This is a genomic window from Streptomyces sp. NPDC091377, from assembly GCF_044757045.1.
GTDB lineage: Bacteria > Actinomycetota > Actinomycetes > Streptomycetales > Streptomycetaceae > Streptomyces.
This window is the reverse complement of record NZ_JBIVUE010000031.1, coordinates 13,917-37,294: the sequence shown is the minus strand read 5'-3', so window position 1 is coordinate 37,294 and position 23,378 is coordinate 13,917. Positions and strand designations below refer to the sequence as shown.

The window sequence follows — 23,378 nt, the reverse complement described above, 5'->3', positions numbered from 1 at the left end:
TAGCTGGCCTACACGAAGTAGCTGGCGGCCTTCTTGTCGCCTTCCATGTACGTACCGCCGGACTGGCCGACGACCTGGCCGATGCCCATCAGCGCCGTGTGGATGTCGTTGGCCTCCTTGTCCCAGCGGCGCAGCTTCTCGCCGAACTGGCCCTGGGCCTCGCCGGCCCAGTACTCGCGGCTCCGCTCGACCATCTGGCGGAGTTCCTGGAGGTCCTGCTCAAGCTGCTTGGCCTCGTTACCGATCTTCGTGGCCGCGAAGTCGAGTCCGTCATAAGTGACGGAGAGCCCCTCGTTGTTACGCATGCTGTCTACCTCGTCTCGATGGTGGGTGCCGGGTGGTGCGTGCGGTCGTCCGCCGCCGTGCCGCCGTGCGGGGCGGTTCTCACATGGAGTTGAACGCGGACGACTGGACCGTGGGCGCACCGTCGTTGAGGTTGATCCGGTTGACCGAGGCGCGCACCTCGTCTTCCTTGGTGTCCTTGATGTTGCGCGCCGTGGTCATGGCCTCCATGACCTCGCTGAGGATGCCGCCGATGCCCTTGAGGGACTCGTTGATCTCGTACTGCTTGCGGTCGAACTCGGCGCGGCCGATACCCTGCCACTGGCCTTCGAGCCCGTCGATGACGCCCTGGAGGTTGGCCACCCGCTTGCGGATGTTCTCGTACTTCTCGAACATCTGCTTCTGCAGTTGGACTACTGCGGCATCTTCAAGCTTCTGGTCGGTAGCCATAGTGACCTGCCCTTCCTGTGTCGGTTTTCTTCTGTGTCCCACGTGCCCGCCTCACCGGGGCGGGCACGCTCCTGAGCCGGTGGTGCCGCCGCTTGAGCGGCGTTCGGCTCGGTGGATGGTTCGGGCAGCTTGTCGAGTGATGTCGTCGTCACCTCGCCCGGCGGGCGCGCAGTACGGCGGCACCCACGCCGGCGGCCACGATCACCACGGCCGCGGGGCCGAGGATGTACCAGAGCGAGCCGCCGTCGTCGGACGGGGCGTCCGCCGCTTCAGATCCTGCCGCCGAAGTGCCCTCGGTCGAACCCCCTTGCGGGGCCTGTGACGAGGTTGATGCAGAGGAGCCGGAGGGCGCGGGCGTGGCCTCGCCCTTCTTCTCCCCGGCCTTCGCCAGCAGGTCTCCGCCGTTCTCCTCGGCGAGCGGGTCGACGTTCGGCTTGCCCGCGTCGTAGTCGGGGTTGTCGAGGACGATACGGGGGCGTACGAAGCCGTAGCCGAGGTACTTGCTCGGGTCGTCCTTCGGCCACTCCCGGCCCGCGGTGTCGACCAGGGCGCGGGTGACCTGGTTGACGGTCCAGTCGGGGTGGGCGGACCAGATCAGGGCGGCGGAGGCGGCGGCGAGGGCGGTGGCGGAGCTGGAGCCGTTGGCGTTGCAGTAGGAGGTGAATGTGGCGTCGCACCAGCCGGGGATGGAGACGCCGGGTCCGGCGAGGTCCGCGAAGTCTCCGGCGGGAGAGCCCTCGGCGACCTTGATGGACGAGTCGACCGAGGCCACACCGATCACGTAGGGAGTGTCCGCCGGGCTGTCGGTGAACCCGTCGTTGCCCAGGGCGGCGACGAGAAGCTTGCCCTTGGAGGCGGCGTACTCGACGGCAGCGTCGTCCTCCTCGGTCGTCATACCGCCGAAGGACATGCTGATGATCTTCGCGTCGGAGTCGGCTGCCGCCCGGAGCGCGTCCCAGGTCTCCGTCGTCTTGTCGTACTCGGGTCCCTGCTTGAGTCCTTCCAGTGCCACGCGGAAGGGGATGACCTTCGCTCCCGGTGCCAGTCCCTGGATGCCGCCGCCCTTGCCGGTGCCTACGATCAGTTCGGCCATGCTCGTGCCGTGCCCGCTGTAGTCGTCGGTGGCGCCGTAGGAGGCGGACTCGGGGACTTCGTCGGCCAGGACCTGCCCCTTGAGCGAGGGCGTGTCGGGCTTCACCCCGGTGTCGATGACCGCGACCTTCACGCCTTCCCCTGTGCTGGTCCGCCACATCTTCTCGGCCTGCATCGGTTCCAGGTACCACTGGCTGGACTGAGCGTCGACCGCTCCGGCGCCGGGGGCGAGCCCCACACCGACCGTGGCCAGGGCACCGACGAGGGCGCTCACGGTGCGCAGGCGTCCTCTGCCCGGCGTCCCGCGGAGCGCGGCCCTGCCGGCTCGTCGGCTGGTCCCAGACGTCATGGCGTTGTCAGTCCTCGCTCGCGCTCAGTTGATGACCGGCGGCACGTCGCGCCGCGGGTTGTTCGGCAGATGGGTCTCTTCGTCCTCGACCACGTAGTCGGGGCGGGTGGTTCCCTCCGCCTCCTCCTCGTCGCCGGGCCGCCGGTTGCCGGGACCGCGGAGCAGCCCGGCGCCGCCCCGGGTCATCCCGTTGCGTTCGGCGCCCGAGGCGGAGTTCCGCCCGGAGGGGTTGCCGGTGACGGCCGGGCTCGTGCCCCTGGCCGCGCGGGACGTCGTACTGGAGCCGGGCCGGTTCGTGGCCGGAGGCGCTCCGATGACGCCGGCTTGTCCCGGTCGGCCTGCCGCGGGTCGGGCGTTGTTCGCCGGGTTCGCTCCGACGACGGTGCCTCGGGGGATCTGCGACCCGTTGCGCGTGCCGGATCCGCGAGTGTTCGACGGCTGGCCGCCGACCACCCCGTGGGCACGGCCCGCACCGGTGGCGGGTCCCGCTCCGGGCCGCGCGGCACCCGGACCGCCGCCGGGGCGCGGTGTGCCGCCGGTGATGCCGGGGCCGCCCATCGGGAAGCCGCGGGAACCGGAGTTGGGCCCGTTGAGCCCCGACTGACCCGGTGCGGTGGGCCGACCGAACATCCCCGGCGACCCGGGCCCCGAGGGCCGACCGCCGCCGGGGCCCGTCGGACCGGGTGTCGGCCGGCCCTGGACCGGGGCGGCGGCGTTGCGTGGGCCGCCGACGGGGCCGTTCGGGCGGCCGTTGGCGTTGCTGATCGGGGCGTAGGGGCCGAACGGACCGGGCTGTCCACCGGTCTGGGGCGGGTTGCCGACCGGCTGCGACGGCGGGGTGAGACCATTCGGGGCCGGGGTGACGGGCGGGGACAGGGTGTCCACGCTGTCGATGTTCGTCCGCACCGGCTCCTGAGGGTTCGGGCGCACCGGCCCGTCGACGTCCGGGCGGACCGGGGCGTCCGGGTAGGTGACCTTGCCGTTGACCTCGACCGGCGGCGGGGACGACGGCTCGCGCGTTCCGTCGGGGCCCGTACGTCCGGTGTCGTCCGGCCCGCCGTACTGGCGCGCGGGAGATTCTCGCCGGCCGTCCCCGGTGCCGGGGCCCGGCCCGGACGTCCTACGCGGCTTGGGCACACCCACCGGTGGTGGCGCACTGAAGTTCGGCGGAGTGAGGGACGCGAGTTGCTGGTTGGAGACTGCGTAGTACGACGCCAGCCGGTTCAGCTGGTTGATGGCCTCCTGGCGGTCCTTCTCCACCCGGACGGCGTCCGCGTACTCCTCCTTGTTGGCTGCCTTCTCCGTCTCGCTGTACGACTCGGGGCGCTTACGGTTCGCCGGGTCACGCTTCGGCATGGCGCCGCGCACCGAGGCGAGTCCGACCGCGGCGGAGCTGATCTGGTCACCGGCGCTGCCTGCGAAGTCGCTCAGCAGCGCGGTGTTCTGGACAAGGTCCTTGCTCCACTGGGTGAAGGCGCCGGCCGCCACACCCAGCCAGGAGAAGGAGACGGCGCTGATGTGCCCTTCCAGGTCCTTGGCCGCGTCCTTGATGGCGTCCCGTGCGTCCCACAGGGCCTGGCCGGATGTCTCCAGGTCCTCCGGGTTGGCCTCGTCGATGAAGTCGATGAGCTGATTGAGGCGCAGGTCCGTGCCGCCGAAGTCCGTGCTCCCGAAGACGGCCCGGCCCGGCTCGGTGGCTCCGACCGCGGCCCGGATGGTGCCGTTGATCAGGCCGGTGAAGAGGCCGCCGCCCTTCGGGTTCTCGTAGGTGCGGGCGAGGTCGGCGAAGGAGTTCCAGTTGGCGGCCCGCTCGATGTCTTCCTGGTGCTGCTCGTCCGTCATCGTCACGCCTTTCCGGCCTGGCCGTCGTTGCCGCGCGTGCCGTCGGTCGTGTCGTCCCGCTGCAGCGCGCGGATCTTGCCCTGGATCTCCCAGAACCTCCTGCGCTGCTCTTCCTCAAGGGTGTCGAAACCGTCGGCCGCACCTTTGGTGGCGATGCCGAACGCCTCGATCTGCAGATGCAGCGTCCTGGAGAGCTTCGTCAGCTCGCTGTGCACCCTGTCGTACTGGGAGTACAGCGCCAACGGCTCGGGGAAGACCGAGGATCCCCGCCCCAGCGACGCCTCGCTGATCGTCTGTCCACCCACCTTCGTGGGGTTGCCGGCCGACTTCTCAAGATCCCGGAGCACCGCGTCGACCCGACCCACGAACACTTTGAGCGCCTCGTCGACCTTGAGGTCTGTCACGCGCCCATCACCTCTGTCAGAAGCATGACGCTTCTCCCCCGTTTCCCCGTTGCGTCCACCCGTCACGGCCCCCGGTGACCGAACCATCCGGCCACACGATCGCAAAGCGAGCCGCAGCTAACAACGTCTTTACCACTGTAGACAATCCGCACATCGACTCCAACCGGGGCGCGCCTCAGCTGAGTTACAACCCTGTACCAGCCCCTGCGAATTGCCCGGTTCGCCGCTTTGCGGTTCCGGCGTGCGCGGAGTCCCGGACCTCCACTCTGCCCGGTGCGCCCGGTGCGCGACGCGACTCACCAGACACCATCCGCGATCTTCACGGGACTTCTACGGGCGGGGGGTCTGGCCTGCACCGGCGCACGCCGGGCGTGGGGACGCCACGGGCCGACCGACGGCGGACTTCACCTGTCCGGAGGACTTTGAGAGGGGGGTCTCCGGCGGTCCGGCCCGCCCCCGCGCTGCGTCCGCGTGGGGGACCGTGACGGTCCGTCGGCCGGCACGATCGCCGTTCCTCGGTCGAGAGGGGTCGGGTCGGCTGCGACACCACGGCAGACGAAACGGTTTCCCGGTTGGCTTGCCGAGGAAACCGGCGGGCGGTCAGGACCCTCGAATCCCTTCCCCGGCCGTACGTCAAGTGAATGGCGTGAACCGCACTCCTTGCGCCGGGCCGGCTCGGTGACTGTTGCTAACTTGTCGGCTCCGCAGCGTGAGGATTCGCACTGCGCCTGCGTCAGGCGCCACCTGGGGGCCGCGCACAAGGGGAATGGGATTTCACCCATGGCATGGGACGAGTGGGAACAGCTCAAGGCTCAGGCGGCCGAGCGCCAGTCCACGCAGATGCAACTGAATCAGCTGGATCCCGGTGACGGTTCTCCGGGTACGGCCGGTGGACCGAGCCGGTACGGGGACCTGAAGGTGGCGAACGCTTCACTGACGAAGATCGGCAAGTCGGCGCACGATTTGTACAACGCGCTGTGGGACAAGGCCCGGGTGGCCGTTCCCAGCAGTGAATCGGCGGCCGGAAGCCTTTCCCAGCAGGGCTTTGCCCTGGGCGGTGGGCTACGCCATGTGTCGAACCGCTGGCAAGAACAGCTCAAGTCCCTGATGGACGCCTGCGCGCAGATCACGAATCATCTCCAGGTCACCAAGAACATCCACTCCGGTGACGAGAACTACATCGTGCGGCAGATGAGCAGCATCGCTCTGCTGGACGCGGGTTTCGATGACCGGGTGGGCCAACCCGGGAAGAACAACCCTGTGTACGGCGGGAAGAACGCGAAGGAAGAGTAGAACCGCTACTCGTACTCTCTGGGGAACCTCATGGATCTCGACGTATTGCGCAATGCCGACTTCAAGCCGCTCGACGAGGCGGTCAAGGACTGGTCGACCCTGGTCAAGAGTTTAGAGAGTCTCAAGACAGATGCCGAGGACGAGTTACATCAGGCCGCCAACCGGGCGGACTGGGCCGGGGTGAACGCCCAGGTGACCAAGGAGTTCATCGGCAAGACGGCGGGCGAGTTCAGTGACGCGCACAGTCAGGCCAGGACGATCCACCGGGTTCTGGAGGACACCCGCAATGAGCTGAAGGAATATCACCGGCAGCTCACGGAGGCGATCGAGGGCGGCCGAAGGCGTGATCTGACGGTCGTCGGCCGCGAAGGTGGCTTCACCGTCGCCGTCGCGGGCGGTGACGGTCGGCAGGGCGAGGGCGGTGCGGGCGCGGGTGATCAGACGGCGGTCACGAGCCTCCGGGATCAGATTCAGCGCATCCTGGACCAGGCCACCGAGAGCGACGACTCCGCTCAGAAGATTCTGAAGGCGATCGCGGATCAGAGCCGGCTGGGTTTCACCGAGGTCGACTACAACGACCGGGAGGCGGCTCAGGAAGCGCTGCGGAAGGCCGCGGAGTTGGCGAGGCTGGCGGGGCGGAACCCGGAGAGTCTCAGCGTCCGGGAGTTCGATCTCCTCAACAAGGGACTTGCGCAGTACGCGGACGACGAGTTGTTCGCCGAGGCGTTCGCCACGGCGCTCGGGCCGCAGGGGACGTTGGAATTCTGGGCCGGGGTGAGCGATCCGCGGCGGGCGAACTACGAACTGGAACAGCAGCGTCTGGATCAGTTCGACGACCTTCAGCGGCATCTCGGACTGACGCTGGCCCATGCCACGCAGAGCGACTCGGTCGCGATGAGCGAGTGGAAGCGCACGATGATCGACATCGGCGACAAGCCGCTCACCGGGGGCAGCGGGCCTGTGGGTTTCCAGGTCATGAGCAACCTGATGCGGACCGGGGACTACGACGACCAGTTCCTGAAGGACTACGGGACCAGGCTCATGGCCACCGAGCGCGAACTGACCGGCAACGGTGAGCGTGAGGCTTCCGCGTGGCGGCACGACAGCGCCGATCCCTGGCTCAACCGGATCGGCGAGGACAGCGGGAGCGATCCCTTCACGGGGTTCCTCAAGGGCCTCTCCAACAGCCCTGACGCGGCGACCGACTTCTTCAACCAGGAGTTCATCTCCCGGAGCGACCCCGACAACCCGTTCCAGCGGGACACCGACGGCAACGGCAGGGAGGGCAAGGTCACCCTCTCGAACTTCCAGTACCTCTTCGAGGAACGGCAGTGGCCACGCGAGACGAGTCTTACGGGTGAGGAGTTGAATACCGGGAAGAACACGTTGGGCTTGGCCCTGGAGGCCGCCACCACGGGGCACCCGGCGGGTGAGCTACCGAATGCCGACACCCCCGCCCACAACCCGGAGCAGACCAAGCTCATGGAGAGCCTTGTCGCTTCCATCGCGGATGATCCGGAGCGTCTGACGAACAGCACGTATATGTCCGACAGTATCGGTCAGATCACTTCGGAGTATTTGCCGGATATTAATCGGGCGATCAGCACAGTGGAAAGGAGCCCGGGGGCTCAGGACTGGGAGGGGGTTGCAAGGATGTATCCCATCGCTGGCTCGGAGGCGGTGTTTGAACACACCGCCGTGAGTCAACTCCTCTTTACCATCGGGCAGAACCCGGAAGGTTACGCTGCCGTCGAGGTCGGCCAGAAGGCGTACTTGGGGCGACTCTTCGACTACCATTTGAATCCGGATCTGCCGGCCGACCTACGAATCACCGACAATTACGAGGCACTCGTGGAACCGATCGCATCGAGGTCAGGTGAAATCTCCGGCACGCTAGGACTCGGTGCGAAAGAATACATCGGCGAGCAAGCATCCGAAAAAGACAAGGAATACGCCCACTCAGTGGCCCAGCGGAAGAATCTGATCTCGGGAACGATTGGCACTGGTGTTGCTGTGGGAGCGTCGTTTCTCGCGACTCCCTGGGTTGGCGCTGCGGCTGGTGGATTCGCCGCCACAACCACCAGCATGATCCTGGAGACGGTTTTCAAGGACGCTGAGGGCAACGCAGTGGCGAACGCCACGAAGACCGGTGGGCAGGTCTGGCAGGAAGGGTGGAAGCAGAACACCACCATCACCGACAACGCAGCCCGAAGCGCAGCAGAGAAGTACGATCTGGATGGCGCAGAAATCGCCACCACAGCACGCGAATCGGCACGCCAGGGATATCTGAATTCCCAGGCGATCCTTGAGGGGCAGATCCCCGGAATTCTGGCAGGAGAATGAAGATGACTGCCGGTCTCAGCAGTCCAGACGGATTGGATCGCGTGTCTCAGCGACGTGTACCTTCGGCGCGCCGTTACGTGATGGCCGGTCCCGCCGCGCTTGCGCTTTTCTTACTCTTCACCGGATGTTCCGGTGAAGAAGCGGCGCGCGAATATGCCACCCCGCGCTCATTGTGCGGGACTCCCATCGACACCAAGGCTCTGGAGCCGTTCCTTCCGCCGGGGCGGGAGATCTCCGTGACGGGCAGCGATGGGTCAGGCATCAAGAGCTGCAAAGTGGTCATCGAGGGCGCGCTGGTCATCGTCACGATGCAGGCGTGGATCGCGGAAGGAAAGTCCACCGCCTACTTCGCTGCCGGCCAGACCCTGGACCGGCCCGATCGTTCACTTGAGGGAGACCGGATCCTGTACTCCGGCAACCAGGGTTTCGGAAAGACTCGTACCTGTGTCGACACGAAGTACGGGCAAGAGTTGTACGCGTCTGTTCAGGCCGAAGGGTCGAAACACGAAGACGCCGACGCCATGAAGCGCATCATTCTCGCCTACATCGAAGAGGTCGAGCGGTCGGACGAGTGCACCGGGGGTGCGCTCTGAGGGGTGGGGGTCAAGTCGGCTCGCCGGGTGTGGTCGGCCGACGGCGTCGGGAGTCCCGTACGGCCACCGCCGTGCCGGTCAGGCCCGCCACCAGGACCAGGCCGCCGACGACCACGTACGTGCCGAGGCGGGTGTTGCGTTCGGTCGCTGTTTCGCCGAAGTGGACGGGGGCGACCGAGGGGGCCTCGCCCGCCGGGGCGGGAGGGTCGGGCCGGGGGGATTCGAGGGGGTTGGCGGGGTCCACGTCGGTGAGGGCCTTGACGGGGTCGATGACGCCCCAGCCGACGAGGCGGTCGTGGCCGGGGATGGTGCGCTCGGCGGTCTGCTCGATCTGGGCGACGACCTGCCGGGCCGTCCAGTCGGGGTACTTGGACTTGAGCAGGGCCGCGACCCCGGCGACGTAGGGGGCCGAGAAACTGGTGCCGTTGTCGGGGCAGTGGCCGTCGCCGGGGACCGTGGAGATCATGTCGACGCCGGGGGCCGCCACGCCGACGAATCCGCCGGACTGGGAGAAGGGGGCGCGTTCGTTGTTGCGGTCGGAGGAGGCGACGGCGAGGACACCCTCGTAGGACGCGGGGTACGTCACCTTCACGTTGCCGCCCAGGCCGTCGTTGCCCGCTGACGCCACGACCACGGCCTTCGCTTCCAGGGCCTGGTCGACGGCCTGCTTCAACGCCTCGTCGGGCTTCACGGCGTTCGCCGTGTCCTGGGAGATGTTGATGACGTCGGCGCCCTCGGCGACCGCGTGGTTGATCGCCGTCGCGAGGGTCGCCGCCGTGCCGTTGCCCTCCGCGTCGTTCTGCTTGATGGGGATGATCGTCGCCTCGGGGGCGAGGCCCACGAAGCCCGTCCCCTCGGCCGGGCGGGCCGCGATGATGCCGGCCACGCGGGTGCCGTGGCCCACCGTGTCCGTGGTGCCGTTCTCCGCGCCCCGGTCGATCTCCTCGCCCTCCTTGTTCTTCTTGGGAAGGAGGTTCTCGCCCTTGGACGCGTCCACCGCGGACTTGAGCTGGGGGTTCTTGATGTCCACGCCGGTGTCGATGACGGCGACCTGGACGCCCTCGCCCTTCGACTGGGCCCACAGTTCGTCCAGGTTGAGACGCTGGAGGGACCAGGGGCGGCCCTCGTACTTCTTCGAGGGGAAGGTGCACTGGCCGCCGTCCGCCCGTGCCTGCGGCGCCGGCGGGGCCAGCAGGAGGGCCGAGGTTGTCAGGGCCGTCGCCGCCAGGACCGTCGTCGACCTGCGGACCGTCCGGGCCATCCGGGTCGTTCCTGTCGTTCGGGCCGCTCGGGTTGTTCGGGTCGGCCGCGCCGTGCCGTCGAGCGTTGTCGTCGGCCTCAGAACCGTCATGCCTTGCCCGTCCGTCGCACTCCGCATCCTCACGCCTTCGGCCTTCTCCGACACCGTCGTCCCGCTCGCCCTCGACATCGACACGCGCCCGCCCCGTCCGGTCACGAACCCTGCGGCTGCCGTGCCGCCGCCTCCGACAGGCGGGGGCCCGTCGGGAGGAAGGTGGACCACTCGGCGGGGACCGGCGACGGGGTGACCTGCTCGTAGCCGAGGCGGGTCTGGGCGATCCTCGCCTCGTTCAGCTCCTGTTCGCGCTGCTTCTCGGAGGTGCCGATGCCCTGGTCGTCGGTGGCGCTGTCGCTGTTGGACTGCATGGCGTACCGCAGGCCGGTGTCCGTGACCAGGAAGACGCTGCCCGCGCCGGTCTCGGTGCCCTGGAACTGGCGGTAGAGCTGACCGGAGCCGGGCGTCACGTACGCGCTGGAGGAGCCGGTGGGCAGCGCCGACGGGAAGTCGGTTCCGACCCAGGTCGACAGCGTCGTACGGCCGCTGTCGCCGTCGACCGAGCGCAGCACGTTGCAGACGACGTCCCGACCGCTCGCCGCGCCGGGGTCGTTGACCATCCGCGGCTTGTACTCGGGCCAGTCGCGCTCCCCGCCGAAGGCGACGCTGTCGGCCACCGCGCCGGGGCTGACCTGGTGGGCCTCGCCCGCCTGGCCGACGGCGACCAGGGCACTGCTGTTGAGCAGCAGCGTGGCGGTGAACTCGGAGATGCGGGCGACCTCGCCGGGCTGGACGACGTAGTACTGCATCCGCTGGCCCTCGAACGCCCGGATGACCATGCCGACCTTGTCGACGTCGTCCAGGGTGCTGTCGGCGAGGGCGTCGGCGGGCTCACCGGGGTTGCCGTCGATCTCCGGGATGGCCAGCGGGTCGCCGGGGTGGAGGGTGTCGAGCCAGTCCTGGGAGACGCGCTGCGGTGCCCGGCCCTGGGTGTCGAGGGCCTTGAGGAGTTCGTTGTCGGACGGGTCCTGGAGCTTGTACGCGGCGCCGCCGGGGTCGACCACGTACTGCGTCTTCCCGTCGGGTCCGACGACGTACATCAGGTCGCCGCCCCTGAGCTTGTTCCTGCCCTCGGTCTTGGACCACTCTTTCTCGGCGAACAGGAAAGCCGCGTTCTGGATGGCCCGGCCGCCCTCGCCGGGGCGCTCGCACACCGCCCAGCGCTTGGCCTTCTCGGCCTCGCCCGCGGAGGGCAGGCGGTCGGGGGCGTAGGGGATGCCGAGGGTGGCGCCGTGCGGGGGCTTCCCGCTGTCGAGGACCTTCTCGTCCACCGTGATGACGCTGTTCTTCTTCGGGTCCAGCAGCAGTTTCGCGGAGGCCATGTTGAGCACGGGGTGCAGCTGGGTGTCCTCGCCGGTCTTCAGGACGACGTAGCGCGTGGTGGAGTCGCTGGCGACGATGACGTGCGCGCCGGGGGTGTTCCAGCCCTTGGGCGCGGTGGGGCTGAACAGGCCGATGGCACCGAACACCGCCAGGATCACGATCCCCACGACCACCCCGGGCCAGACCGCGCTCAGCGGCTTGGGCGCCCCCTCCTCGGAGCCCGAGGGCGAGGGCCGCAGGAACGACGCGAGGGTGCGGCGCTTCGCGAAGGTGTAGGCGTTGAGTTCATCGCGCCGTGATGCCATGTGTGTCCGCTCTCTCCCCGTGCGGAGCCATGGGGGACCCGTGAAGAGCCTTTCCCCCGCCCTCGGTTGCCTCAGGTGACTCGATTGTCAGACCCGGCCCCTACTATGCCTGTTGCGTGGCCGTACATGTGGCACGGGTAGGGTGCTCAGGGCTTGAAAGGACCTGTGCGCGAGGGATTTCGGGAGACTTCGGGGGGTTTGGAGTGATGGCTTCCGCACCGCGGATCCGGTCGCGATCGCAATCGGGGTCGGGGACGAGATCGGGGGCAGGACCGGGGTCAGGATCGGGGTCCGGGCCGGGGTCCGGGCCAGGAGCGGCGCCGGGGTCGGGTCCGGGGTCGCGGACGGGGACGCGGACGACCGGTTCGGTCGGTGGCGCCGTCACGCCGCATCTGCGGTCGCGTTCGGGCCGCGGCGGCTCCTTCGCCGTGCGCCGGCTGGTGCTGCTGGAACTGGCCGCCGCGCTCGTGGTGTGCGGCTGGCTCATCGACACGTATGTGCTGGTCCCGGCCGCCGTCGTCGCCGCGATCCTGGTGGCCATGGCGGTCGTACGACGTCGGGGGCGCTCCCTGCCCGAGTGGCTGGGCGGGGTGCAGGCGCTGCGCACCCGGCGCCGCCGCGCGGCGGGTGCCACCGTGCCGCCGGGCACCGACGCCGGGCTCGCGCCCGCGGTCGAATGCGACCCGACGCTGCGCACCTACAGCTTCAGCCGGGGCGACGACCGACGGCCCGTGGGCATGGTGGGCGACGGCGGGTTCCTGACGGCCGTGCTGCAGGTGGAGGCGGACGCCGGGGCGTTGCGCGCCGAGCGCAGCCTGAGACCGCTGCCTGTCGGTCTGGTCCGGGACGCGCTGGAGGTGGACGGCATCCGGCTGGAGTCGGCGCAGATCGTGGTGCACACCCAGCCCGCGCCCGCCCCGCATCTGCCGCAGCAGTCGGTCGTGGTGACCAACTACACCCAGCTCCAGGCCCAGACCGCCGCCCCCGCCGTGCGCATCATGTGGATCGCGCTCAAGCTGGACCCCGAGCTGTGCCCGGAGGCCGTGGCGGCGCGCGGCGGCGCGCTGGTGGGCGCGCAGAAGTGCCTGGTGCGCTCCGCCGAGCATCTCTCCAGCCGGCTGACCGGCGCCGGGCTGCGGGTCAATGTGCTCACGGAGGAGGAGGTCACCTCCGCGATCGCCACCTCCGCCTGCGCCAACCCGATGGTCACGGCCCAGGCCGGGCAGAGCGACGCGCCCCGGCGGCGTACCGAGGAGTCCAGCCGTAGCTGGCGTTGCGACAACCGCCGCCACACCACGTACTGGGTGCGCCGCTGGCCCGGGCTCGGCGGCGACGGTGTCGCGCTGCCGCAGCTGGTCGCCCAGTTGACCGCCGTGCCCGCGCTCGCGACGACGTTCAGTCTGACCCTGGCCGCCGGGGACCAGCGGGATGTCACGGTCACCGGCCATGTGCGGATCACCGGCCGCAGCAGCAGCGAACTGGCCACCTCGCGCCGCGATCTGGAGCGCGCCGCCCGGCAACTGCGGACCGGCCTGGCCCGCCTGGACCGCGAACAACTGCCCGGCGTCCTCGCCACCCTGCCGCTCGGAGGTGTCCGCTGATGGCCATGACGGGTCCCTCGACTTCCTCCCCGTCCTTCCCGTCTTCCCCGTCTTCCCCGTCCTTCGCGTCTTCCACGTCCTCCCTCGGTCCCGGCGGTCGCGGTCCCGGTGGGCCGGGCGGGCAGCCGGGGGCCGGTCCGGGTCCCGGCCTCGCCGAGCGGCTGCGCACCGGCTTCGGGCTGATCGGCCCGCGTCACCCGCGCCACTCCCTGTCCGCCGACCAGCTCGACGCCCTCTCCCTGCCCATCGGTGACGACGGGGTGGTCGTCGGGGTCGACGCGGAGGGCCACCCGGCCGTCCTCGGGGTCAACCGCCCCACTCCCTACGACATCCTGCTCATCGGCGGTCTGTGGACGGCTCAGGTCCTCGCCCTGCGGGCCGCGGCGACGGGCGCGCGGGTCGCCGTGGAGACCGGCCGCGCGGCGCACTGGGCCCAGGTGGTGCAGGCGGTGGGCGGCGGGCAGTCCGGGATGACCGTGCACGAGGTCGGCCGGGTGCCGCCGCTCGGCGCCTCCGCCGGCGGTCCCGTGCTGGTGATCCGGGACTGCGGTATGCGACCGCCGCGCGGGCGGGTGGTGTCGGCGCCCTGGCAGTCGGTGCTGACGCTGCTGCCGTATCTCAGCCCGGTGGCACCCCGGTTGATGCGTCAGGCACGACTGGTGGGCGTGCAGCGGGTGTCGCCGGACGAGGCCACGGAGATCGGGCGCGTGATAGGGCTCCCGCGCCCGGAGTACGAGTCCCTGCCGACGCTCGCCGACGGAGTCACCCTGTGGTGCACCGAACGGGACCGGCAGTACGTGATGACCCAGCCGACGGACGCGGAGATCGGGTTGCTGGGTGTGGCCCGGCGCATGGACTGACGGATCGACAGACCGACGGACCGGCGGATCCGCGGACCGGCGGATCGACCGACGGACGGATCGGCCGACTGACGGATCGGCCGTGACGGATCGATGCGCTGGCGGGCCGATGGTGTCCCGATTCGGGCACGCTCGCAGGGATTCGCACCGATGGCCGTGTTTTCAACTTGCTTGTGGGTAGGGCGTCAGACGTACGTTCGTCAGGGTTCTTCGTCACGGTTCGGTGTCTGTCACCACCCTCGGGGCGGTGCCGGACGGACCACCGGGCGGCGGACGCGGACCCGGTGGCGGGCGGGCCTGCCGTGGCCGTCCTTTTCATGATTAGGCTGGGGTGGGGCACGTCGCGAGCACCCGTCAGCGGGCGATGCGCGTTCCAGGGGTGACCCCGGGGGACAGCGCGGTGGATCGGACGACAGCAAGGGTCGCCCCAGCACTGCATGAGGGTGCTCGACCACATCAGGAGGAACTGTGAGCAGCGATCGGGACGGGATCCGCGGGGGCTGGGCGTCGCCCGACGATGACCAGCCCGATACGGATGCCTCCGTGGAGATGACGGGCGAGTTCACCATCGACTACGCCCCACCCGCCTGGTACACGCAGAACGCGTCCGGGGGCACGAACGGCGGTACGAACGGCAGTACGACCGGTGGTGCGGGGGGTGTGGGGACTTCTGGGGTGCCGGAGGTTCCGGGGTCCGCTGCGGCCCCTGGGGCTCCCGAGGCGTCGGGGGTGTCTGGAGTGCCGGTCGGTGTGCCGGGTGGTGGACCTGGTGTGGCCGGTGCACCCAGTGCGCCTGGTGCGCCTGGTGTTCCGCCGAGTGTTCCTGCGCAGCACACGCCTGCCGGGGGTACGAGTCACCACACCCCGGCGAGCGGTACGCCGCCGCACACGCCGAGTGCGGGTACCGCTCCGTACACGCCCGACGCGGGCACTCCGTTCGGTGGCACTCCGCCGCACGTCGAGGTGCCTCGGCTGCCGGAGGGCAGTGGGTTCGAGCCGCAGACCTCGCAGCCGGGCGGTCTTCCGCCGCAGTGGATGTCCGGGGGTGCCGTGGAGCCGGAGAGCAGCACGCCTCCGAGCCCGCCCAGCGCGCCGCCGACGCCCGAGTCGGCGCCCGTGCCGGAGCCAGAGCCGGAGCCGGCCAACGGTGATTTGGAGAGCGGCGCCACGATGAGGTTCTCCTCCGCGGCGCTGAAGCGGGAGATCGCCGAACTCGCCGCCGACGCCGTCGCACACGCGCGGGCCGCCCGGGGCGCGCAGAAGCAGCCCGAAGCCGAGAACGCCGGTGACAGCCCGTCCGGCGGCGACAAGACCGACGGCGCCGAGAGTGAGGCTGCCGTCGACAGCCCCGGCGGCGCCCACACCGACAGCGGTGACAGCGCCGTCAACGGTGGCACTGGCGACACCGGAGCCACCAGTGACGTCGGCGGTCGATCCGAGGACGGCGAGCCCGCCGGAACCGACAGCCCGTCACCCGACGCTGCTGACCCGTCCGACGGCACGGACTCCGCCCTCGGCGACACCGACACCGGCCCCGACTCCGACGCGAACGCCCCGGAGGAGGCGGCGTCCGACGTCACGGCCGGGGACTCCGGCGAGGTCCCGATCTCCACCGTCACCGGTACGGACGCCGGTTCCGGAGCCGAACCCGCCGCCTCTGTACCGCCCCAGCCCGGGGCGCCCGCCTGGACTCCCCCGCCGGCCCCGGAGAGCGGCGTACCGCCGCTGCCGCCGTCGTACCAGCCCTCGGCCCCCGCACCGGCGGCCCATTGGCCCGCGCAGCCGCACCCGCAGCAGCCGCACCCGCAGGTGCCGGCTCCGCCGGCCCAGGCACCGACCTCTCCGGCGTCACCTCAGCCGCAGCCGACGGCCGCCGCGCCCGGGCAGCCCCCGGCCGACTGGCAGACCCAGCCCCCGCAGGGCGGCTACGGCTTCCCGCAGCCGCCCGTCTCCGCCCCCACTCCCCCGAATCCGAACCAGCCCGGCGGCTACGGCTTCCCCCAGCAGCCCGCACCTCCCCATCCGCAGGGCGGGTACGGCTTCCCGCAGCCCCCGGCTCAGCCGAGCCAGCCCCAGCCACCGCAGTACCCGCAGCAGCCGCACCACCCGCAGCAGCCGCACCCGCAGGCACCGGCACCCGCACCGGCACAGCCGACCGCTGCCCCCGCCACCCCGGCCCCCGGCCCCGGCCCCGGCCCCGGCCCCCAAGGCGGCTACGGCTTCCCACAACCACCCCAGCAATTCCAGCAGTTCCAGCAGTTCCAGCAGTTCCAGCAGCAGCTGCCGAACCAACCGCAGCCGCCGCAGCCACAACCGCAGTCACAACCACAGCCCCATCCGCAGGGGCAGCCGCAGGGACAGCCCCAGCCCCCGGTCGACCCCCGCACCGGCGCCGCCTGGCCGCAGCCGCTCCAGCACGACCAGCGGCAGCCGACCAACCCCGGTGCCGCGCCGCTCGGTTACACGGCGGCCGTGGAGCTGTCCTCGGACCGACTGCTCAACAACCGTCGGCAGAAGGCGAAGAGCAGCCGTCCCGGCAGTTCGGGATCGCGCTTCAAGCTCGGCGGGAAGAAGGAGGAGGCGGAGCGTCAGCACAAGCTCCAGCTGATCCGTACGCCGGTGCTGTCCTGCTACCGCATCGCCGTGATCAGCCTCAAGGGCGGTGTCGGCAAGACCACGACGACCACCGCGCTGGGCTCCACGCTCGCCACCGAGCGGCAGGACAAGATTCTCGCGATCGACGCCAACCCGGACGCGGGCACGCTGGGCCGCCGGGTGCGGCGGGAGACCGGGGCCACCATCCGTGACCTGGTCCAGGCGATCCCGTACCTCAACTCGTACATGGACATCCGGCGGTTCACCTCCCAGGCCCCCTCCGGGCTGGAGATCATCGCCAACGACGTCGACCCGGCCGTCTCCACGACCTTCAACGACGAGGACTACCGGCGCGCGATCGACATCCTGGGCAACCAGTACCCGGTCATCCTCACCGACTCCGGCACCGGTCTGCTCTACAGCGCCATGCGCGGGGTGCTCGACCTCGCCGACCAGCTCATCATCATCTCGACGCCGTCGGTGGACGGGGCGAGCAGTGCCAGTACGACACTGGACTGGCTGTCGGCGCACGGGTACCAGGACCTGGTCTCCCGGTCGATCACCGTCATCTCCGGGGTCCGTGAGACCGGCAAGATGATCAAGGTCGAGGACATCGTGGCGCACTTCGAGACGCGCTGCCGCGGTGTGGTGGTCGTGCCCTTCGACGAGCATCTCGCCGCCGGTGCCGAGGTCGACCTGGACATGATGCGGCCCAAGGTGCGCGAGGCGTACTTCAACCTCGCGGCGATGGTCGCGGAGGACTTCGTACGCCATCAGCAGATGCACGGCCTGTGGACCAACGACGGCAACCCGCCCCCGGTGGCGGCACCGCCGATGCCGGGGGCGCAGACGCCGGCCCAGCCCTACCCCGGTCAGCCGTTCCCCGGTCAGTCGATGCCGCAGGGGCAGCCGCCTGTCCCCGGCCGGCCGCCGATGCAGGGGCAGGCCGCGCCCGGTCAGCCGTTCCCCGCCCACCCGATGCCGGGACAGCCGCCCATCCCCGGGCAGCCGGGCCCCTTCGGACAGCCAGGACAGCCAAGCCGGCCAGGACAGCCAGGCCAACCGGCACAGCCGGGGCAGCCGGGACAGCCGGCACAGCCAGGCCAACCGGGGTACCCGGGGCAACCCCCGTTCCAGCAGGCCCACCCCCAGGCCCAGCCCCACCCCGGCCAGCCCTTCCCGCAGGGGCCGGGCCAGCCCCAGCCGTACGGCCACCCGGGCCACCCCGGTCAGCCGATGCCGCAGGGCCAGCCCGGCGGCCAACCAGGTCACCCCGGCTTCCCGCAGCCCGGCGCCCAGCCCTACCCCCAACACCCCGGCCAGCCCCCGCACCAGGGACAAGGCCAGAACCAAGGCCAGGGCCAGAGTCAAGACCAGAACCAGGCCCAGCCTGACCAGCAGGCTCAGCCGCCGCATTCCGAGGGCCGGACCCCGCCGCCCCCGCAGCAGTAGCGGGCAGCCCCCACAGCACGAAGGGCGGCCGATGCCCCACCAGGCACCGGCCGCCCTTCCCGTGATCTGTAGGGATCACCGAGACCGCACTGGTCCGCTCCCGCGGCGGGTTCACCAGCAACCAGCACCCAGCAACCAGCACCCAGCACCCAGCACCCGAGTGCAGACGGCACTCAGTTCGAGGAGCCCGCTTCCGTCTCGGCCTCGGCCTCCGCTTCCGCCTCCGCCACCAGCTCCCGGCACTTCTTCACATCCACCGCCATCTGTTCGAGCAGGCCCTCGACCGACTCGAACTTCGCCTGCCCCCGCACATACGCGAGGAAGTCGACGGCGACATGGAGTCCGTACAGATCGAGCCCCACCCGGTCGATGGCGTACGCCTCCACCGTGCGCTCGGTGCCGTCGAACTGCGGGTTCGTGCCGACGGAGATCGCGGCCGGCATCGCCTCGCCCTGTGCGTGCAGCCAGCCCGCGTAGACGCCGTCGGCCGGAATCGCGGTGTGCGGGAGGGTCTCGACGTTGGCCGTCGGATAGCCCAGTTCGCGGCCCCGCTGGGCACCGCGCACCACCACGCCCTCGACACGGTGCGGGCGACCGAGGATCTCCGCGGCGCCCGCGACCTCGCCCTCGGCGACCAGGCCCCGGGTGAGGGTGGAGGAGAACGGCTGACCGCCGCCCGCGTCACCGGTCACGAACAGATCGACGACCTCGACGTCAAAGTCGTACGTCTTGCCCTGCTCGGCGAGGAACTCCACATTGCCCGCGGCCTTGTGTCCGAAGCGGAAGTTCGGACCCTCCACGACCGCCTTGGCGTGCAGCTTGTCGACCAGCACCTTGACGATGAAATCGGCCGGGGACAGCTTCGAGAACTCGGCGGTGAAGGGGAGGATCAGCAACGCGTCCACGCCCAGGCCGGCCATCAGCTCGGCCCGGCGGTGGTGCGGGGCGAGCAGCGGCGGATGGCTGCCGGGGCGGACGACCTCGCTGGGGTGCGGGTCGAAGGTGACCACGACGGCCGGGACGCCCAGCTTGCGGGCGCGCTCCACCGCGTGCCGGATGATCAGCTGGTGGCCTCGGTGGACCCCGTCGTAGGAGCCGATGGTGACGACGCTGCGCCCCCAGTCCTGGGGGATGTCCTCCAAGCCACGCCAGCGCTGCACTGTGACCGCTCCTCGAACCCGTGTGTGCCTTTACGGACGCTTCATATGCAGGTCTAAGGGTGCCATGCCGAATGCCTCGGCCCCGCATCGGCATCCGCATCGGCATCTGCATCCACGCTGTGACCGGGCACACGTACCCGACGACGCCCTTCTCCCCCGCGCCCGCCCGTCGGCGCGACCGCCTCACACCGGCACCGAGACCCCCGCCAGACACCCGATCATCCGTCGCGTACTGGGCCCCACCAGTGCCGCCCACGCGCGTGGGCTCTCGGTCAGCCACCCCGCCACCCGCCCGGCGAACCCGGGCACATGCCGCCCGAGATCCACCAGCCCCCGATCGAAGCGCGCCGCCCCCTCCGGCGTCCGGACGAGCAGCTCACCGATCCGCCGCACGACCCCGCTCATGTCGTCCTCGGCGTCACCGCCGGCGGACGCCACGGCCCGCAGCAGGGCATCCAGTACGGCGGGCTCACGCTCCCCGGCCAGCAGCGACTCCCGCAGCCGGGTCCGCAGCGGCCCGCTCCCGCCCAGCACCCCCGCGACCGCCGCCCGCAGCCGCTCTCCCCCGCTCCCCAGCACCCCGCTGACCAGCGGAAACACCACACTCGCAACCTCGGCCCCGGAGTCCAGCCGCCGATCCGCCCAGCCTGCCAGCGCGCCCGCGCACTCCGCCCGCTCCTCCGCCACCTCCCGCACGAGTGCCGTGACCCGTCCCGCGACCGCCGGTGGCACGGTGTCGAGCAGCGCCGCCAGCACCTGTGCCGCGTCGGCTCCCGTGGCCGCCACCAGCCGTACCCGGAACGCCCCGAGCACCGCCTCCGGGTCCGTGGCCACCGCCGTCGCCATCGCGCTCGCCGGCAGGGCGGGATCTCCGGCCCCGAACCGCGTGAGCGCCTTCCCCAGACACCGGGCGCGGCTGCGCGGATCCCGTACGAGCAGCCCGAGCGCGGCGCCGTGCAGTCGGGCGTCGGCGAGTACCGCGAGGACGGCGTGTGCCGCGCGGCCCAGCAGATCCCGGTCGGCGTCGGAGCAGGCGTACGGGGCGACGGCCGTCCCGTAGGTCATGGCCAGTTCGTGTCGTCCGGGCCGTACGTCGCGCGCCCAGCGGTCCACGGCCCGGCACAGCGCGGACGGCTCCTCCTCCACCAGCGCGGCCAGCAGTTCCTCGGACCGTGGGTGCGGCTGGTCGGCGAGGGTCTCGGTGAGGTCGTCCAGCGCCCGGTGCCGATGGGTGTGCAGCAGCGCCTGGGCGGCCGTCGCCACGGTAGCGTGCGGGGTCGCGGGCAGCGCCCGCTCGTCGTGGAACCACCGGACGAGATGCGGTTGTACGGTGCCCGCGTCGGCGGCGAGCAGCGCGGCCACGGTGTCCAGGAAGCGGGGCCCACCGGCCTCCCGCGGCGCGGCGTCGGCGGGCAGCATGCGGCGCAGCAGGTCCAGCCGTTCCCCCTCCGGGACGGCGAGCGTGGTCCAGAAGGCGGGCCCGAACTCCCGTGGCACGGAACGCCCTTGCTCCCGTCGCTCGGCCAGCCGGTCGGCGAGCAGCCGCAGCACGGGGACGTACGGCGTCCCCTGCGGTACCCGCAGCAGTACTTCGCGCAGCAGTCGCAGCGCCCACCAGGAGTCCGGGTCGACGTCCAGCGCGTGGACCAACTCCTGCATCCGCAGGGCCAGTCGGTGCGGTCCCTGCTGCCGGGCGAGCAGCAGCAGGGCCTGGACGACCGGGCCGATGCGGTGGCGGGGCACGGGGAAGGGGTTCGGGGGGAGGGCGGGGTCGCGTCCTCGGTGGACCAGGGCGCGCAGCGCCTCGTCCAGGTCGAGGTGCATGCCCTGGATCCAGTCGGCCAGTTCCTCGTGGGCGAACCGGTAGCCGTCGCCCGCGGGCACCAGCAGTCCCTCGGCCAGTACGGCGGACGCCCAGCCGGCTCCTCCGCCGAGCCGCCGCGGCGCGGGGCCCCAGGGGAACACCGCCTCGAACGCCGCGCGGTCCAGTTCGCCCTGTCCGGGCCCCAGACTGTCGCGCGCCGCCTCGTGCACCTGCCCGGCGACCTTCGCCGCGAGCCGGCGTACGGCGTCGCCCGCCAGCCCTGTCTGCGCGCCGAGCCGCAGGGCGATCCGGAGACAGACCAGATCGAGATAGGCCGCGAGGACGTCGTACCGATCGAGGGGGTGGTGGAGGGTGCGGGAGGACGGCTGATCGAGCGGCGGCGGCTGTCCGGGCATCGGGTGCCCCACCACCGCGTCGCCCCGACCGACGTCCGGCCCGACGCCCCGGCCGTTGTTAGGCCCGACGTCCCTGCCCTCGCCCCGGCCGTCCGCCCCGCCCGGCACCCCGTCGGGGAGCACCGCGCGGACCTCCGAGAGCAGCCGCAGGGTCAGGGGGTGCCGGGCGTCGGCCGGGTGGAGGGCCCCGTCCGGGATCCCGTACCGGAAGCGCGCCTCACGGGCCTCCGCCTCCGTCAGGTCGCCGAGCGAAACGCGCAGGGGCGGCGGCGGGTCCGCCCCCGGTAACCCGAACCCGTCCTCCACCCGTTCCCAGAACTCCTCCCGGCACCCCACCACCATCCGTGCCCCGCTCTCCCTCAGCCACCCGCCCGTCTCCCGGGTCCACGCGGCGAGGCGGTGGGCCAGCACCGGCGGCATCTCCTCGGGCCCGTCGAGCAGGATCAGCAGGGGGCGACCACCGGCGCGGGCGAGCCGTGCGAGCCGCTCGGGCGTCACGTCCCCCAGTCCCTCGGGGAGTTCCGGCCGGGACGCGGCGACGATCCGCCCCGCCCGCGCGAGCGCGCGCCCCGCCGCGTCGGCCACCGAGAGGTCCGTGTCGGCCAGGTCGGCGCCGCGCAGCCACAGGGTGGGGGCCGGTTCGGGTCCGGCGCCGCGCCGGGCGGCGAGCGCCGCGAGTTCGGTCGTACGACCGCTGCCGGGCAGCCCCACGAGAGCGAGCACCCCGGCACCACCCCCACCACCTGTACCGCTCCCGCCGCTCCCACCACCCGCGGCGAACCCCGCCAGCCATCCCGCCACCTCCGCCCGCTCGACCGGTGCCGCCATCGGGCGGCTCGTGAAGGTGCCCGCGGGCCCGTCGGAGCCGACCGACGTGGCGGTGAGTTCGAGGACCCCGGCCAGATTGAGGTCGGTGCCGTAGGCGGGGACGGTCGCGGCGTTGCGGGCGAGCAGCGCGGCGAGGGGGCCGTCGGGAGCGGGGCGCAACGGGACGGCGAAGGCGCTGTCGCGGTCGGCCGAGCGCAGGGCGGTGCCGATCACGCCGACGACCGTGCCGGTGCGGTCGTCGAGCACCGGGCCCCCCGCCGCGCCCCCGCCGTACCGCAGCGCGTCCCGCCCTGCCGTGCCGATGGCCAGTTCCAGGGCGTCGTCCAGGGTGTGGACGCTGGTGGTGGCGGCGTAGGAGACGGTGGCGGGGGCGAGCACCCGGGCCGCGCGCCAGCATCCGGCGGCGACCCGGACATGCGCACCGGTGCCGACGCGGTCCCGCACGGTGACGGGGAGCGGGTCCGCGCCGAGCCCGGTGGTGCGGACGAGGGCCAGGGCGCGGCCGGGTAGCACGGTGATCTCGTCGGCGCCGACCACGCAGACCCGGTCGCCGGCGTCCCGCAACACCAGTCGCGGCAGTCCGTCGACGGCTTCGTGGCTGGTGATCAGGGTGCCGTGGTGGTCGGCGAGGAAGCCGAGGCCGCGGGGGCGTCCGGCGAGGTCGTGGAGGCGGACCAGGGCGGGGCCGTCCGTCGCGCGGAACGCCGCGCCGCGGTGGGGGGGACCGGTCTCTCCCGCCATCGCCGAACCTCCCCGCCGTGCACGTACCTGTGTACGACGGTAGGGAGGAAGTGATCAGGAGAACACAGGGCGTGGTGAACGCGCCCCCTTCCGCCCCCTCGGTTCACTCCGAGCGCCCGTCTGAACGGGTGAACGGGCGGTTCCGGCTGGATATCCCTAGGGGTGGGGGAACCGAGGGGGGCCGTGGAGCGGCGGGCGAGCATCACCCCGTGCCCGCCGCTCCACGGACAGAGCCCTCCGACCCAGGTCACGGCCTACGCCCCGGGCACGGGCCCAGTCGGACCTGCGCCC

Annotated in this window: 15 protein-coding genes; 6 read left to right on the top strand and 9 right to left on the bottom strand. The window is 71.3% G+C overall.

Going from position 1 to position 23,378, the window contains the following annotated elements; genetic code table 11:
* Positions 1-8: 8 nt before the first annotated feature.
* The 5 genes from ACIQNG_RS37455 to ACIQNG_RS37435 form a co-directional block, all read right to left on the bottom strand.
* On the bottom strand, positions 9-305 hold the full coding sequence (locus ACIQNG_RS37455) for a WXG100 family type VII secretion target (protein ID WP_401432777.1): 297 nt from the start codon (positions 303-305) through the stop codon (positions 9-11).
* 79 nt (positions 306-384) lie between these two features.
* Positions 385-732, bottom strand: coding sequence for a hypothetical protein (locus tag ACIQNG_RS37450; protein ID WP_401432775.1), 348 nt, complete (start codon positions 730-732; stop codon positions 385-387).
* A 148-nt stretch (positions 733-880) separates the two neighbouring features.
* Positions 881-2,107 (bottom strand): S8 family serine peptidase, encoded by a 1,227-nt coding sequence (locus ACIQNG_RS37445; protein ID WP_401491513.1) that lies wholly within the window; start codon positions 2,105-2,107, stop codon positions 881-883.
* 90 nt (positions 2,108-2,197) lie between these two features.
* Positions 2,198-4,015 (bottom strand): hypothetical protein, encoded by a 1,818-nt coding sequence (locus ACIQNG_RS37440; RefSeq protein WP_401491500.1) that lies wholly within the window; start codon positions 4,013-4,015, stop codon positions 2,198-2,200.
* 2 nt (positions 4,016-4,017) lie between these two features.
* The gene (locus ACIQNG_RS37435; protein ID WP_401432769.1) at positions 4,018-4,419 is read right to left on the bottom strand and encodes a hypothetical protein; all 402 of its coding nucleotides are present in this window, start codon (positions 4,417-4,419) and stop codon (positions 4,018-4,020) included.
* Between the two features lie 780 nt (positions 4,420-5,199).
* Here ACIQNG_RS37435 and ACIQNG_RS37430 point away from each other — a divergent pair.
* From ACIQNG_RS37430 to ACIQNG_RS37420, 3 genes are read left to right on the top strand one after another with little or no spacing between them, the layout of a single operon-like run.
* The gene (locus ACIQNG_RS37430) at positions 5,200-5,712 is read left to right on the top strand and encodes a hypothetical protein (RefSeq protein ID WP_401491498.1); all 513 of its coding nucleotides are present in this window, start codon (positions 5,200-5,202) and stop codon (positions 5,710-5,712) included.
* A 30-nt stretch (positions 5,713-5,742) separates the two neighbouring features.
* Positions 5,743-8,055 carry a hypothetical protein gene (locus tag ACIQNG_RS37425; protein WP_401491496.1) on the top strand — a complete coding sequence of 771 codons (2,313 nt, stop codon included), beginning with the start codon at positions 5,743-5,745 and terminating at the stop codon, positions 8,053-8,055.
* Between the two features lie 2 nt (positions 8,056-8,057).
* Complete coding sequence (locus ACIQNG_RS37420; RefSeq protein ID WP_401491494.1) at positions 8,058-8,648, top strand: hypothetical protein; 591 nt, start codon at positions 8,058-8,060, stop codon at positions 8,646-8,648.
* Between the two features lie 10 nt (positions 8,649-8,658).
* Here the strand turns inward: ACIQNG_RS37420 and mycP are convergent, their stop codons facing one another.
* Complete coding sequence (gene mycP, locus ACIQNG_RS37415) at positions 8,659-9,909, bottom strand: type VII secretion-associated serine protease mycosin (protein WP_401491492.1); 1,251 nt, start codon at positions 9,907-9,909, stop codon at positions 8,659-8,661.
* 191 nt (positions 9,910-10,100) lie between these two features.
* Positions 10,101-11,630, bottom strand: coding sequence for a type VII secretion protein EccB (eccB, locus tag ACIQNG_RS37410; protein WP_401491490.1), 1,530 nt, complete (start codon positions 11,628-11,630; stop codon positions 10,101-10,103).
* A 428-nt stretch (positions 11,631-12,058) separates the two neighbouring features.
* Here eccB and eccE point away from each other — a divergent pair, with 428 nt between their 5' ends.
* The 3 genes from eccE (at position 12,059) to ACIQNG_RS37395 (ending at position 18,138) form a co-directional block, all read left to right on the top strand.
* Positions 12,059-13,231 carry a type VII secretion protein EccE gene (gene eccE / locus ACIQNG_RS37405; protein ID WP_401491488.1) on the top strand — a complete coding sequence of 391 codons (1,173 nt, stop codon included), beginning with the start codon at positions 12,059-12,061 and terminating at the stop codon, positions 13,229-13,231.
* Positions 13,232-13,236: 5 nt separating this feature from the next.
* Positions 13,237-14,091, top strand: a complete 855-nt coding sequence (locus ACIQNG_RS37400; protein WP_401491486.1) for a hypothetical protein — start codon at positions 13,237-13,239, stop codon at positions 14,089-14,091.
* Between the two features lie 468 nt (positions 14,092-14,559).
* Positions 14,560-18,138 carry an SCO5717 family growth-regulating ATPase gene (locus tag ACIQNG_RS37395; protein WP_401491484.1) on the top strand — a complete coding sequence of 1,193 codons (3,579 nt, stop codon included), beginning with the start codon at positions 14,560-14,562 and terminating at the stop codon, positions 18,136-18,138.
* Positions 18,139-18,311: 173 nt separating this feature from the next.
* Here the strand turns inward: ACIQNG_RS37395 and ACIQNG_RS37390 are convergent, their stop codons facing one another.
* Positions 18,312-19,298: a bifunctional riboflavin kinase/FAD synthetase gene (locus ACIQNG_RS37390; protein ID WP_401491482.1), complete on the bottom strand. Its 987-nt coding sequence runs from the start codon at positions 19,296-19,298 to the stop codon at positions 18,312-18,314.
* Positions 19,299-19,481: 183 nt separating this feature from the next.
* Positions 19,482-23,087 (bottom strand): serine protease, encoded by a 3,606-nt coding sequence (locus tag ACIQNG_RS37385; protein WP_401491480.1) that lies wholly within the window; start codon positions 23,085-23,087, stop codon positions 19,482-19,484.
* Positions 23,088-23,378: the final 291 nt, after the last annotated feature.